The sequence below is a fragment of the Paenibacillus psychroresistens genome (genome assembly GCF_009728935.1).
In the GTDB taxonomy this organism is placed as follows: Bacteria; Bacillota; Bacilli; order Paenibacillales; family NBRC-103111; genus Paenibacillus_AC; species Paenibacillus_AC psychroresistens.
Genome location: NZ_CP034235.1, coordinates 94623 through 110538, shown reverse-complemented (window position 1 = coordinate 110538; position 15916 = coordinate 94623). Strand labels below are relative to the sequence as shown.

General features: G+C 39.9%; 10 protein-coding genes. All 10 read right to left on the bottom strand.

Annotation, left to right across the window (positions count from 1 at the left end; all coding sequences use genetic code 11):
* Positions 1-102: 102 nt before the first annotated feature.
* Positions 103-1935 (bottom strand): ATP-dependent helicase ComFA, encoded by a 1833-nt coding sequence (locus EHS13_RS00515; protein ID WP_227013734.1) that lies wholly within the window; start codon positions 1933-1935, stop codon positions 103-105.
* A 47-nt stretch (positions 1936-1982) separates the two neighbouring features.
* Positions 1983-2372: a glycosyltransferase family protein gene (locus EHS13_RS00510; RefSeq protein WP_155698354.1), complete on the bottom strand. Its 390-nt coding sequence runs from the start codon at positions 2370-2372 to the stop codon at positions 1983-1985.
* A gap of 91 nt (positions 2373-2463) precedes the next feature.
* Positions 2464-3189 carry a response regulator gene (locus tag EHS13_RS00505; protein WP_155698353.1) on the bottom strand — a complete coding sequence of 242 codons (726 nt, stop codon included), beginning with the start codon at positions 3187-3189 and terminating at the stop codon, positions 2464-2466.
* Positions 3190-3203: 14 nt separating this feature from the next.
* Positions 3204-4352 (bottom strand): sensor histidine kinase, encoded by a 1149-nt coding sequence (locus tag EHS13_RS00500; RefSeq protein ID WP_193571471.1) that lies wholly within the window; start codon positions 4350-4352, stop codon positions 3204-3206.
* A 101-nt stretch (positions 4353-4453) separates the two neighbouring features.
* A complete protein-coding gene (locus EHS13_RS00495; protein ID WP_155698351.1) occupies positions 4454-7132 on the bottom strand; it encodes a stalk domain-containing protein in 2679 nt (892 codons plus the stop codon).
* 164 nt (positions 7133-7296) lie between these two features.
* Positions 7297-8502, bottom strand: coding sequence for a methionine adenosyltransferase (metK, locus tag EHS13_RS00490; RefSeq protein WP_155698349.1), 1206 nt, complete (start codon positions 8500-8502; stop codon positions 7297-7299).
* A gap of 166 nt (positions 8503-8668) precedes the next feature.
* Entirely contained in the window at positions 8669-8953 is a 285-nt protein-coding gene (locus tag EHS13_RS00485) for an alpha/beta-type small acid-soluble spore protein (protein ID WP_155698347.1), read from the bottom strand.
* Positions 8954-9043: 90 nt separating this feature from the next.
* Positions 9044-9718 carry a hypothetical protein gene (locus tag EHS13_RS36500; protein WP_227013733.1) on the bottom strand — a complete coding sequence of 225 codons (675 nt, stop codon included), beginning with the start codon at positions 9716-9718 and terminating at the stop codon, positions 9044-9046.
* Positions 9699-11963, bottom strand: coding sequence for an S-layer homology domain-containing protein (locus EHS13_RS00475; RefSeq protein WP_227013983.1), 2265 nt, complete (start codon positions 11961-11963; stop codon positions 9699-9701). The genes EHS13_RS36500 and EHS13_RS00475 overlap by 20 nt, the downstream gene beginning before the upstream one ends.
* A gap of 173 nt (positions 11964-12136) precedes the next feature.
* Positions 12137-15478: an S-layer homology domain-containing protein gene (locus tag EHS13_RS00470; protein ID WP_162462912.1), complete on the bottom strand. Its 3342-nt coding sequence runs from the start codon at positions 15476-15478 to the stop codon at positions 12137-12139.
* Between the last annotated feature and the right edge of the window lie 438 nt (positions 15479-15916).

The window sequence follows — 15916 nt, the reverse complement described above, 5'->3', positions numbered from 1 at the left end:
CTTGTTAATGAATTATATATCGGCAGATCATGTCCAAAAACTGACACTTTTTTTGAAATTTTTTATATTTTTATTTTATGAAGATTAAGACCTTAGAACTACTTATGTATTTTGCTTAAAATAACCCTTCTGCTTGGCTATCCCGTTCATACGGCTGATTTGATTGATTGCGCTTACTTGAGCTTTGGTTCTCTGGTATGCGACAAAATATACATTTCCAAATGGATCGTCTTTAGACCTGCCTGCTCTACCTGCCATTTGCACTAATGAAGCTTCATCAAATAATGCTGCGTCTGCATCTAGTACGAAGACGTCTGTTTTGGCTACGGTAATACCCCTTTCCAAAATCGTTGTTGTAACTAGTAAATCGATTCGTGTTTGGCGAAATTCAATAACTTTCTCGCTGCGCTCCTCATCCTTGGAATGTGTTCCTTGAATCTCTTTATCTTGAAAATAACTTCTTAATAGAAGAACCAAAGGCTCAACGTTGCGAATTTGCGAGACAAATAGAAATAACTGCGCATCACGCTCCAGCGATTGCTCTAATCTACTTAGCAGCTTAGCTGGTATTTGCCGTTTATCAATCCAGTTTCTTAATGGTGGAATGGAAAGCACCTTAGGTACTGGCAGCGGATGCTGATGAAAACGTACGGGTACTCTAACATGTGGGAGGCGATTACGTTTAGCACTCTTTTGCAGCTTGGGTGGTGGAGTGGCGGATAGATAAATGAAGCGGCCATTTGGCTTGCATGCTTTTTGGGCTGCGAATTCTAGCATCGGGTTATTATGGTAGGGGAAGGCATCCAACTCATCTAAAATAACCAGATCAAAGCCCTGAGAGAAACGCAGCAATTGATGTGTGGTTGCCAAGGTAATTTCCCCTTGCTCCCATCGCTGACGACTTCCTCCATATAAAGCTATAACAGACTGCTTTGGAAAGGCAGCTTGAATACGAGGCAGCAGCTCCAGTACAACGTCTTTACGCGGAGTCGCAATCATGACTTTACGTCCCTGTGCAAGCTCATGCTCAATTAACGGGTAAATCATTTCTGTTTTACCCGCTCCTGTTACCGCCCATATTAAAAAACACGGTATATCTCTTGGAAGCTGCGCATGTCCTGTCAGTTGTATAGCTGTCTGTTCGAGGAATTGCAGCCCCGCTGCTGCCGCCTCAGTTTGCGCCGCATTCAAGCTCCATTGCGCCAATGACTTCATAGGTGCAGCTTTCCAAGCAGTCTCCACTACATTCACTCCGTGAACCAGCGGTGTGCAGAATCGAGCTCGTCCCATAGTCAAGCATTCCTCACAATAGGGGCATGGCCCCTCACAGAAAACACAAAAAGTCCAACGCAATTGCGCTGAACCACTTCCGCATCGAGAACAGCGAGGTTCGTAATTAGTTCGCCATAAAGACTGTTTCTTCACAAAAAAAACACCTTGCGATACTTCAATAAGTCCTTTTAAATAAGCTTCCTGTAATTGAAGCGTCCCTTCTGTAATGGATAACGGCTGTGGTGAAGGCTTCATTTCATTAAGAAAATCAATCCATTCGTTAGGAAGCAGCGCCCTTCCTTGCATAGCCTTCACCCATACTAAAGAGCTTCCTTTATTAGTCGTCTGCTCCAACAGCTGTCCATTCCATAAGCTCAAGTTCAGCTTTCTCAATAAATCCGGACTCGCTTTTACAACTCTTAGTGCTTTTATTAATTCCCACCTGACCTCAGTTAAATCAACATCTTTAAATCGTTGTGAACATTCATTCATCCATTGCTGCAGCCATAGAGCCTGTCCCCATGAAATAAGCGGATACAGCTGCATAATTTCCGGTTTACCCTCATTATGGTGAAACCAGAAGGCTTGATCCACTTTATCATTCAAAGATGCTCGCCAGGACCACTCTTGATTGACTCGAATTGCATAAAGCGATGCCTTCATTCCATCCCACCTTCTGACCAAATTAAACTTAATCTTTTGTAAGCGCTCTACAAATGTGGTTTAAGCCAGCTAGCTTCCTTAGATTGATTCATTAATTGCAGTACGATCACCGCATCCTCGCCATGCTGATTCATATAAGTAGAAACTCCATCTGTAGAAGTCTCAACTTTAATATTATCCCGATCTAAAGCAAGCTTAGTAACGATAGCTAAGGTCTCATCCGTTGAGCCTGCATCGAACACCGTTAGGTAAATCGAACGGCCTCTTAGCACGGATACCCATAGAAACGAACGTAGATACCACTCAATCTGTGTTTGGTTATTCAGCGTAACCAAAGCCACATGAATCGGCTTTTTCTGCTGCAATCGATGTAACCCAAGCACTAGCAAAGCACATAACCCATATATCCCCATAATCCAAATCAATCCTATTACCATAAGGAATCCCTCCTCTTAGCGACAGTATATGCCGAAAAGTGAAGTAGAGTTCCTAGGGTTCATAGGATGAATACTGCTATTTTTTACTATTTTATAAAGTGACCCAGCCGTTTTTAATAGCATTGATTACTGCTTGGGTACGGTCGTCCACATTTAATTTCTGTAGAATACTGCTTACATGATTTTTTACTGTTTTCTCACTGATGAATAGGAACTCACCAATTGACTTATTGCTCTTTCCTTCAGCCATTAAACGTAGAACCTCTGCCTCACGTCTTGTTAACGGATTCGTTGGTGAATCCACAAATTTAACTCCAGCTTCCTTAACCTCTGCTCCGCGGTTGGCTTCGCTCACTTCGTCCAGATAAGTCATGCGGCGCAGCTGATTAATCAGTTTACCTGTAACCTTAGGATGTATGTAAGCATGCCCAATTACAACAGAGCGAATTGCGCTTATTAATGATTCTGGTTCCATATCTTTCAACAAGTACCCAAGCGCGCCCTTGCGCAAGGTTTCAAAAACATATGACTCATCGTCATGAATAGAAAGAATAATTACCTTAATATGTGGAAAAATTTCGCGGATTCGTTCAGTGGCCACAACTCCGTTCTCAACGGGCATGTTAATGTCCATAAGCACAATATCTGGATTCAACTCATTACACAGCTCAATGACTTGAATACCGTCACCACACTCACCGATGACTTCCATATCGTTCTCCATATTAATAATTCGCTTCACACCTTCACGAAACAGCTGGTGATCGTCGGCGAGAACAACTTTGACTACTCGATTGCTATTAATTGCTGCATTCATAATACGATCCTCCTCTATTGTGTTTCGGAACTTATAGGAATAAGCATGGATACGCGTGTACCTTCGCCTTTAGCAGATTCAATATCCATCCGCCCCTCAAGCAGTTCCACGCGTTCTCGCATGCCCATTAATCCAAAATGGTTGCCAGCAGATGCTCTAGCTTCTGTATAATCCACATCAAAACCAATTCCATTATCCATAATCATTATTTTGACCATTTGCTTCTGAAACGTTATTTCTAGAGTGACCGAGGTAGCACTGGAATGCTTAAGAACATTAGAGAAAGACTCTTGTACTAAACGAAAGATCGCTATTTCCATACCTGACGGCAATCTAGTCTCTCTTCCCAATATATCTAGCTTCGTGTGTACCTTGGTCTTATCTTCAAAATCTTGTATATATTTACGCAGCGTTGGCGTGAGACCTAAATCATCAAGCGCCATTGGACGTAGATTAAAAATAATCTTCCTTACTTCTTCCAAGCTTCCTCGTACCTGTCCTTTAAGATCAATGAGCTCTTCCTTCACAGCGGGGTACTGCTGCATACCTAGCATTCGTTCGGCAATCTCCGACCTAAGAACTACGTTAGCCATGGTTTGTGCCAACCCATCATGAATCTCACGAGCGATCCGCTTACGCTCCTCTTCTTGTGCCAGAACAATCTTCAGACCCAACAGCTGACGATTCTTCGCTGACTCCAGAATTCGCGTAACTTGATTCAAGTCACCAGTTAAATATTCCGTAACTACGTTCATCTGGGAAACAACTGTTTCCGCACGTTCAACTTGCTTGTCCACGTTCTTGACACGCTTCTGCAGGTCATCCCTGCGTTGCTTCAAGTTCTCTTCCTTCTCGCGAAAGAGGGTCAACTGCATCTGAAAGCCAGTTGCAGCCTCATATGCAATGCGAATGTCATCTTCCGAGAAGCGACGAAAATCACGACTGACTTCGGTTAAGCGAATACGTGAGCGTTTGTAATCCAGCTCCAGCTTATCGACAATATCAATCGTTTCCGTCGTTTCCTCCATAACTCGCTGAAGCTCACTATACAGTGAATTCCTCTCACCACGAGCCGTTTCGCATATTTCAAAGATTTGATACTTGCTGCTTTCTACCGCTTCAAGAGCATTTTTAAGAATATTATCTATGGAATCCAGCTGCAATTGAAACGAGCCTCCCTAAAAACGTATACCTTTGTAATCTATTTTATCATATTTGTTCACAATTGAAAGATCATATAGACCTAATATCAAAAGTAACCAAATTATTCCAAGGTTATTGATTTCGTTTTATCATTCCAGGTAACCGTCCAGCCCAGTTTTTCGGACAATACACGAAGCGGCACCATCGTACGGCCATTAATAATTTGTGGGGCTGCTAAAGAGGTAGCTGCTGTTCCACTCATAATAAAATCCTTTTTGCCGATCCAGAAATCAATCAACTGATTGCCCCGCAGGATAGAAACTTTTTCTTCTTTTGGATCCCACTTAATAGCTCCACCTAGCTGCTCGATTACAAACCTTACTGGAACTAGAGTATTTCCGTCTATATTTAGCGGAGCTTGGTCAATCGTTTTAGATGTACCATTAACCGTGATGGTTCTTTTATTAATCGTCAGCTTCACCTGATTCTTAGCAAGCTGCGGCAATGCAGTTTTATAAGAGAAGATAACATCATCAAAATAAATTTCGCCTGTCGTAGCTCGTTCATCCTGACCTAGCGCTGGACTCGCCACATAAATGTGTTGAATGGAGATCGGATAAACAAGGTTGAGCGAGCTTAGGTCCACTTCAACTGTTTTCCACCCCGTCCAATTAATACTTTTAACGATATCAATTCTTTGCAGCTTACCATTCTTATCAAAAGCTTCAGTACGCAGCATATTCAAGCTATTATCTCCATATAATCGTAGACTTAGCTTTTGCGGCTCGCCCTTAACAGGTGTACCTTTCTCAGGATCGCCAAAAACCGCATAGGAAGCTTTATTGCTTGCTCCGCCACCGGTAAAATCATATTGTAGATGAATCTCGTTGTTGATATTATATACAGCCCCTGTTACGCCAACAGGATATGCTTCATAGGACAATGTAGGATTCACTTTTTCAAAATCAGCCCATAATGTGCTAGTACCAATTGGTAGAGTAAGCATGCTGCTAAAGCCGTCATAATGCACTACGATCTGTCCCATAGTACTTCCATCCAAGCTAGTTACATGAAGCTTATCTCCATTAATTTCTCCTTTAAACCCACTGATTTCCATAGGCAATCCTGCCGCAGAAATAGTACGGGATACTCCCGATTTAGTAGTAACCTTAATGGTCAATGGGATGGTAGCATCCTCACTTAAGAATGGCGTAGCTGGAACCAGACTCAAGCTAGCAATATCCTCTCTACCAATAACCTGCACTTTCAAGGTTTGACTAATTCCGCCTACCGTTGCCTTTACCGTCGCCGTACCCGTTTTTTTGGCTTTAAATATATTGCCTTCAAAAGTACCTATACCCGATGCATCTGTCCATTTGGTATCCGCAGGAACTTCTATTGGATTATAATACTCGTCGTAGCCTTTAAGCGTAAACGTCACAGGCTCATTCAAAAAAACCGCGTTAGAGCCTGTAAAAACTAAGCCCTTCAAACTGCCTTTTGGTGCTGAAGAATAGACGCCTACACCATTTACAACGGGACGTTCATAGCTATTCTCAGTTTGATTAACCATAGAGACCGTTGTCGATCCCAAAGGACGAGCCACCAATTGAGTAGAACCGCCACCATCAAGATTCATACCCTTCCAAACCCCTGCCGCTACCATAATTTGCTGGAACTCTGCTATACTTGCCCCAGCACTATCATTGCTAGCTTCTGCTGTAATCAAATAAGCATATCGCTGATCCTGTGAATATCCAATCCCTGTGCGTGAACGGTAACCGCCAATTTCAGCGCTTGTCCGCGAGTATGCAGAAGGCTTGCCATTGTCCACCAAAATCGTTTGTCCGCCTATCATCATTTTAAATTTACTAGTGTCATAGGTTTTCGTTGGATCTTGCGGAATAATTCCATAGGTTGATGTAATCGGATCGCCAACATGCATATGATCTCTTACAAATTGAGCCGCCGTTCCCTCTGTCCGTAGAATATAACCATCTACTGGAGCAATGATCGGCAACGCACCTTTATCAGCAATTTGCTGAATAACATTATTTTGCACCAAAACCTCTTTTAAATTGGCATTTCTATCAACTGCACGACCTGTCTTTCCCCATGCATTGGTATAGACAAAAATAGAGTTATCATGACTGTGGTGCACAGTTGGGGACTCCGTCCAATAATAGGATTTGTTCACACCATTAATCGGGAATACGGCACCGTCTGCTGTTTGAACCTGTCCTTGGAAAGAAAACATATCAACGACCGGCTTATTATCCGCCGTAATTGCAAAATTATAATAGCCTGGTGTCTCCAGCTGTGGAGATGTCATCAGCACGCCCTGTGCAATATCCGCACCCATCGGCACATTTTCAGATTGTGTATTGAAAAAGTCTCCATTCGTCCCTGCTACGGCTCCTGTTGAATTTGCCATATCACGAACACTATCTTTTATAGTAGTCTGATTGTTCACTCCTGTCATCACATCTAAACGGACATAGGCATTCTGTAAATCTACTTCTACGACAGACACATCCGTGTGAATCTCTTTATTAGCACGTATAGAAGACCATACGTAATTGCGCAAATAAGCTCCTGCTGTAAGAGGCTCCTGTTTTATATTCACCCAAGCCGGGACGGATAATTTCGGTGTTGTTGCTGCTGTAGCTACGTTAATAGAGGGTGCCAAATTCCCTAAACCAAGTGGTTGTAAAGCGGATACGATCAAGGTGGAAGCGATACAAATCCCTGTAATTTTCTTCAATAATGGCTGCGTTGTCTTGATTTTTTGCAGATTCATAGCTGATCTCCTTTTAAGTGTTATGACTAATAGACTCCTAAACTAGTAAAAAAGTTACGATATTCGTTATAGGGCTTTAGTCACAAATCCAAAAAAGGGCTGGAAATATAAAAAAGCCACCCCGAAGGATGGCCTTAATTTATCGTTATTATATATGCCGAGGCTTATGCAAACGCATCTGCTTTAAGCTTGTCCGCTTTGTCTGTTCTTTCCCAAGGAAGATCTACATCCAAACGGCCAAAATGTCCATAAGCCGCTGTTTGACGATAAATCGGACGACGAAGATCCAATTCCTTGATAATCCCAGCCGAACGCAAATCAAAGTTCTTGCCAATAATTTCAACAAGCTTAGCTTCGCTGACTTTACCAGTACCAAATGTATCAACTGCGATAGATACCGGACGTGCAACTCCAATAGCATAAGCCAATTGAATTTCTACTTTATCCGCTAAACCAGCAGCAACTACATTCTTCGCTACATAACGAGCAGCATAAGCTGCAGAACGGTCTACCTTAGTTGGATCTTTACCCGAGAAAGCGCCGCCGCCATGACGCGCATATCCGCCGTAAGTATCTACGATGATTTTACGCCCAGTTAGCCCTGCATCCCCTTGCGGTCCACCAATTACAAACCGACCCGTAGGATTAATAAAATATTTGGTTGCTGCATCCAATAATTCAGCTGGAACAACAGGTTTAATCACGTGTTCATGAATATCCTGTTTGATCTGCTCTAATGTAATTTCTTCTGCATGCTGTGTGGAAACAACAATGGTATCAACACGAACCGGTGTATCGCCTTCATATTCAACGGTTACTTGCGTTTTACCGTCTGGACGAAGGTAGCTTAATGTACCATTCTTGCGAACTTCTGCTAAACGGCGTGCAATACGATGTGCAAGTGCAATTGGCAACGGCATTAGCTCAGGTGTCTCATTAACTGCAAAACCAAACATTAAACCTTGATCTCCTGCACCTAGTGCTTCGATCTGCTCGTCCGTCATATCGCCTTCACGGGCTTCTAACGCTTGATCTACCCCTTGGGCAATATCAGCTGACTGTTCGTTCAAAGAAACCAGTACAGCGCAAGTCTGGGAGTCAAAACCGAACTTAGCACGAGTATAACCAATTTCTTTAATTGTTTTGCGTGCAATTGCCGCAATATCCACGTAATCTGCTTTACTGCTAATCTCTCCAATAACCAAAACCAGACCGGTAGCAACGGCTACTTCACAGGCAACACGCGCATTAGGATCCTGTTCTAAAAATGCATCCAATACAGCATCCGAAATTTGATCGCATATTTTATCCGGATGACCCTCCGTCACTGATTCTGATGTAAACAAACGCTTAGCGTTTGAAGTCGTCATATCCTCGACCTCCCCAATTTATTCTACAGATTATGGTACTTGATTTGTCGGGTAGTGTCAATTTTTTCGGTCCCTTGAACCAAAATCTTAACAATAATTATCCGCATAAAAAAACACCAGCCAATCATAGATTATCTACGTTTGGCGGTGTTTATTTAGTGAGGAATTATTTTATAGAAAATAGCGTTTCTTCTGCCCGTTGAATCAATCTTTGTGTAATTGTTCCACCTACAGCTCCAGAATCTCTTGAGGATATATGTCCCCAATAATCTTCATGTAAACTTGAAGCTTGGATAGAACCTAACTCAGATGCAAACTCTGTGTTGACATCAAGTTTGCTTAGATAGCTTTTCCCTACTGGCAAACCTAATTCAGCGGCAATTTCGTACTTTAACATATCCAATGCGTTTTTCGATTCTGGAACAACCTTAGCTTTACTTCCTCTAGCCATTATGGTTTCACCTCCTCGTTAATGGTGTAACCTTAGTATGGCTTTAGGCAGGAATCTAAGACGAATAGAATTTTGTCACAAAGGGTAAAATTAAGGAGAAATCACTGGTGCATTAGTTGAACCTGCGGTTGGAACAGCTGTTGGAGTAGCAGTTGGCGTTGCATCTGGTGTAGCTATTGGCGTAGGCGAAGGAGTGGCCTTTACCGCTCCACTTCCACTAATCAGCTTATACTCACCGCGTACCATTAGGAAAATGGTGTCGGTTTTCTTAGGATCTGGTTTTACCCCTCTTTTATCCGTTGGGAAAATCAGCAAATGATTCGTTGCAATGGCTGCATTCACTGCAATATCTTTACCCCCTGTAACATCAGGAATCCCATTACCATCGTTGCTAACAGCAGTGACATAACCATTACGCACAATTACCTCACTACCGGCCTCAGCCATCAAGGTTTGTCCTGGTGCAAGCTGAACCACAGTTAAATCTGAACTAGTCCCCTTGCCGCCACTTAAAGCTGCTATAGCCTTCTTTAATTCCTCAATTTGCGCTGAAACATCTTTATTTGCCTGGTCTTTGATTTGTGCCGCCACCTGAAGCTTCACCTGTTCATCCACATAACTCTTGGTCACTGCTGGATCGTTAACAGAACCGGGTTGTATAGCTGCACCATCAGCGCTAGTCGTGTAATAAGTAAATACTAAGAATAGCAAGGAAGCTCCAAGTAATACGGTAAAAATCTTCTTTTTATCCATGATTTTCACCATTCTTTAGAATTATAGAATTCTTGCCGTCAGCTGCAGATCTTACATTTAAACCTGTAATATCCGTTAATGAGTTGAATTTAAAAGTATAACTCTTTGTTAAGTCAAGATTATCGAATTGAAGTATCAAAGTAGTGGCGTCGTATAAGGTAACACTATAAGGTGTTTTAAGAATAAATGTGTTTTTCCCATCCTTCAATTCCAATGAATAGTTATTTAACGTTAAGTTATTACCATTATCAAGAAGCTCTTTGGAGCTTTTAATTTTAATAGTATCTTTACCAATAATAATAGCTTCTGTAAGCGTGGGTTTTATATCCATATTACTAGAACCCGTAAACGGTACTGATATAGTATCTAAAGTAGAAATATTCCCTAATTCGTCAGGTACAACATTCAGTACTTTAAGCTTATATAAATTTGAAGCAATAAATTCATTACCTGCAGCAAAATAAAGCGTTAATTTAGAGTAGTCCTGTGGATTAACATAAACTTTATTAGGAATAGTAATATAGTTTGGATCCGTTATACCAGTAATCAAATAGTATGGAGCGTTATTTGCGATATTACTATCGAGTTTTCTATCAAAGCTAACCTGTAATGTCGCTTTATCAGTGGCAGCAATACTATTAATTTTAAAAGTTTTTAAATCGGAAATTGCTTTGCCTGAGAATGAGGTGCTTAGATCCTGAATTGTAGAAATTTTTAATAAGTCCTCAATAGTACTCATTTTTAATAAGTAGTTAACTGCAGGATCAAAAGTCGTGGTAATCGTCAGTTGAACCATTTTACCTTTACCTGCTGCAGACATTACAGCTTTACTAACAGGAAGAACAGTACCGTTTGGATGTGTAATCACATAGTTATTAGTTTGTTCAGCAGTCCTTTCATCTATATCCTTGTTAAATTCAATATTCAATGTTTTGGAATCCAAAGCAAAGACACGATTGACTTTTAATTCTGGATTTTCTAACTTCTGCCCTGTAAAGATAACACTATCTCCAACACCATCATTTAGTTGAACACCATAAGCACTGCTGATATCACCGCTAATTTTCAGGCTATATAGCGCATCATCTGAAATCAATGCATTTTTCAAGTAGACGCTAACCGCATTGTTATTACTTGCAAGTACATTTACCGTCATATTATTTTTACTACCTTTTACATAAAGGCTATTATTCTTATAAATATCATAGTAAACTGGCAAAGCTGCTTCATTGTTAATGATTGGCTGTGTAAAGTAAACATTTAATATATTCTTACTTACTGTCTCAATCTTACTTATTCTAAAATAATCGGATTTGATCTCAGTAATTGGAAGTGCTTTAAAGACTGCCGTTACTTTACTTATATTCTTACTATCATCCGTTGTAGTAACCTCTAAAGTATAGCTTTTGTCCGGAATCTGAGTTGAAGTATTGATACTGATAACACTATATACCTGTGAAGTTACAGATGCCGTGAGCAAATTGCTTTTATTGTCCGTTTCATATATAACAATATCGCTATTGCCTATTAAACTGACCGTCTTGTTTAATGTGACGTTAAGATTCGCTTGATTTAAAACTTCAATCTTATTAATGGTGGTTGGTATGATTTCGTTAACCAATCCTAATTGAACTGCAGTTGCTTGAGTTACCACATTCTTTTCTATGAGAGATTGAATGATTGATTTCTTTAATCCATTGATATTAATTTTTAATGAGTTATAAAGCACCTCAACAACGTCAGACCTCAAATATTGAGTATTATCTGCATCTTGAGTTTTATATTTTACATCACTCACTACTCCTAAGTTAAAAGAAGACTCATAAATGGTATCCCAAACAAAGTTCTTATCAATAATATAACCCAACGCACCTAAAACAAGCTTTAAAAAAGCTTTTTCACTAATGGGATCGTTAGGATGAAACGCACCATCTGGAAAACCAGCCAATAGGTTTTTTTCCTTGCAGAATCCTACATAAGCAGCAAACCAATCTGTAGCTTTTACGTCACTAAAGGTATTTGTTGTATATTTAGCTGCATTTGTTTTTACATTAGCTTCCTCGCCCATGATTCTAACGATAAACGTAATGGCTTCACTTCGTTTCAATTGTCCAGTCAGATTAAAGTTAATGCCATCTCCTTGGAGAATAGCAAGCTTGTTCAGCGCACCTGCCTTACCATCCACCGTTGTTTCTAATGCATAGGACATAAAAGGTAATGCTATTAGTGAGATTAGTGTTGCAAATATTACAATCATCTTCTTCAAAATTGGGCCTCCTCTTTTTTATTCTATCTTACCATTAAGACGTCGAAATATGTCATTTGTTGCGGATTCAACATATGTAAATTAGAAAAATAATGAAATGTTTATAAAATACAAAAAAGGCCCGAATAAACCGGGCCTTTTTCGTTCAAACTAATTATTAAAGATTATTGAACACCAAATTGTAAATCGTCTGATACTGCAGATTGACCATTAAGATCAGTAATTGTAGCATTAGCATGAATTTTAGCAATTTGTGATGTAAGAGCAGTTGCAAGTGTGATTGTTACTGTTTTGCTATCTACCCAAGCAACATTACCAGTAACAACAGTTCCATCTGCTTTAGTGATTGTAAAGTCTGAAGGAACAAAAGTTGTATTACGAATATCTTCGCTGAATGTTACTGTAAGAACTTTGTTGTTAACTGAAACACCAGAGATTGTTGGTTTAGCATTATCAAGTGATGAACCGCCTAATTGTTTCGTGTTAGCAGTTGCAGCCGTATCTAATGTTAAGCCTGACAAATCATGGATTACAGAACCTGTTGCAACATTAACTGTATATACCGTACCGCTTGAAAGTGCTCCACCTGCAGCATTTAAGCGGACATTTAATGTTTTACCATCATCATCTAAAGATTTGCTGTAAGTAAGAAGTGTTACAGTACCACCAGTAATAGTATAAGTTGCATTTTTTGCATCAGTACCGTTAACTGCTTCGCTAAAGATGATTTTAAAGTTGTATTTATCAACAGGGATTGTAGTTACAATTGTTGGAGCAACGTTTACTACGTTAGTTCCACCAAATGTCTTAATAACTTTAGCTCCAGAAACTGAAGCAACTGCGAAATTATATCCTGCTGCGTCTGAGAATGCAGTTATTAATTCCAAGTTATTAATTGTACCTTGTGCAGTAGCTGGTGTGTAATAAAGAATTGCTTCTGTTACTACATCACCAGTTGTTGCTACTGAAGTGGTTGTTGGTAATCCATTTACTGTAAATGTATTATTGTTAATGTTCTTAACAGGCTCTGTGAAGATTACTTTAACACTAGTGCTATCAACTGGAATTGCTGTTTTAATTTCAGGTAATGCGTTAGCTATTGAAGTTCCACCAAAAGATCTGATGTTAACAGCAGTTGTTGATGAATCCAACCCAGTTACACCTGCAACTGCAGCTGTATATACCTGACCTTGAGCAAACAAGTTAGGATTTGCATTTCCGTTATTAATTGCAAATTGAACTCTTACAATTTTCTTATTAGCTTGAATAATTGCTTTGTAAATTAAATTTGATACTGTAATGTTTGGAGTAACTGAAAGATTTGTAATTGCTGCATCTGTCACTTCGTTGTCGAACAATAAATCAACTGTATTATAATCTACAACTGATGCTCCAACATATTTGATAACGGATGCTGTTGAAGTTGCTTTACCAACGAATGATTTAACAACTGCTGCTGTAGCATTAGCGTTAAGATCAGCAACACCAGTTACTGTAACGTTGTAAACTTTACCAGCTGTTTGAGGAGCTGTAGTTAAAGTTACAATCATGTTAGTACCATCTGTGTCAAGAGTTGCTCCGATTGGATAACCAAGGTCACCATCAAAGCTATAGTTTGTTAATGTAGTAGCTGTTTCAAGATCTACTTTTTCACCGTATTGAATAGTTAATTTAGTATCTCCTGTTGAAGTTGCTACCGTAATTGTAGGAGCCGCTACGTCTTTAGCAATACCACCAAAGTAGTTAGTAACGCTGTCCATAGTAGTACCTAATGCAGATTTAACATTAGCAACAGTAAGACCATAAACGATACCTACTGATTGAGCTGATGTTGTAAGTGATACAACTGTACCCGCAGCGTTAAGCTCTGCTTTTGTTACTGTTAATGAATTGTCAAGCGTGTAGTTAGCAACGTTTGTTGCTGAAGCTACTTCAACTGCTTTTCTGAAAGTTACTGTTACTTTAGTATTATCAGTTACTTGAACTGAATCTACTACCGGTTTGCCAAGATCCTTAGCAATACCACCAAAGTATTTAGTGTTAGTTACTGTGTCGATGTTGTTATCCAAAGTATCTTTAACATTGCTGATTACGATTTTGTAAACAATTCCTACTGATTGATCTGATGTTGTAAGATTAACTGTTTTACCAGTTGTATCTACAGTATCAATTTCTGCTTTCAATACAGTCAAGTTGTTGTCAAGAACATAGTTAGCTACGTTTGTTGCAGATACTGGATCTGCTTTTTTACCAAATACTACTACTACTTTGTTGTAATCCATAACAGTAAGTGAATATACTGTTTGGTTTACTGTATCTTTTGCAAGACCACCAAAGTATACAGTTGCGGAATCAATTACGTTTCCTGAAAGATCAGCTACTCCTGATACTGTCAAGCCATAAACAACTCCTACTGATTGAGCTGAAGTTGTAAGAGTAACAATTTTACCTGTAGCATCAAGAGCAGCTTTTACTACTGTTAAGCTGTTATCGATTTTGTAGTTAGCTACATTAGTTGCTGTTGCTGCACTTACTTCTTCGTTGAAAGTTACAACGTATGATACATAAGTATCAGTAGCGCCTGTAAATGTTGCTTTTGTTGTATCAACTGGAAGACCAACAAAAGTTTTTGATTTGCCGCCTGCAGTTAATGTATAAGCTCCATAAGCTTTTTGAGCTGCTGTAGTAAGTGTAACCACTTTACCGTCAGCGCTTAATGTAGCAGCAGATACTGCCAAGTCTACTTTTGCAAAGCTTTGAATTGCGAATTGTGATTTATCAACTGCAGTAACTGCATCTTTCAAAGTTACTTTTACAGATGTATTAGTGCTTGATGCAACTGCACTAAGTGCAAATGCAGCTGGAGTTGGTGTTGGTGTTGCGACTGGTCCTTTTGATGCTTGGTATGCTACATAACCTTTGATACCAATTGTGAAGATTTCACTGCGTTTTGCAGCTTTTGTGAAGTCAGCTGAATCATCAACCAACTTAGCTCCAACTACAGCTCCTACATATCCTTTAGCCCAAGTTGATACTTTACCAGTACCAGCATATGCTACTGCAGGAAGTTTAAAGCCAGTTGCGATTACTTTAGCGATTTCTTCAAGTTTAACGTTGCCTGACGGGTTGAACTTACCGCCGCCTACTCCGTTAAGCAATCCTGCTTTAGTTGCTGCGCCGATGTAACCAGCTGCCCAACCTGCTCCTGAAAGGTCACTGTAAACAGTTGATCCTTCTGGTAATTCTTTTAATTCCCAAAGCTTAGCGATTACTTTTGCGAATTGTGCACGAGTTAGGTTACCAGTAAGGTCAGCGCCTTTAACTGGGTCACCTTCAACGATACCTGCTGCTTTTAATGCTTCAAATGCTGTTTCTGGTGTGTAAACTGTTGCAGTCACCGGTGTTGGTGTTGCTGCTGGTGCTACTGGATCCGCTGCTGAAACCACGGAAGCAAACATTGTGAAAACCAAAGCCAATGCTAATATAAGTGATAAACTTTTTTTCATAACCTTTTTGTCTCCTCCTTGAATCTTGTTTAGTTTTTGAGAGTTGCTAGGTACTAAATTTGAGCTCGATTCCCTCATTGTTGATTCACCCCCTTTCCAGAGTTGAGCGAAATATCTATTTGATGTATCTGAACGCCCGTAAGCGACAGAAACTAGTAAACAAAAAGAAAACAAACTAGAGGCACTTATGCCACACTTAAACATTATACATGGGCACCGAATCGTCGTAAAGATATATTTTGGGAGGAATATCCTTCTTGATCATTACTGATCACCACTCCCTGTTGGTTTCACAGTATTAAACGCACAGTTTCGAAAAAAGTTGCGGATGTGATAAAAGATTTTTTAATATATCATCTCGTATATATGTTTCCACAAAAGTTAGTATATACTGACGAGCCTATTACTGTCATGCCGCAGATTTTACCAAGCAATTAT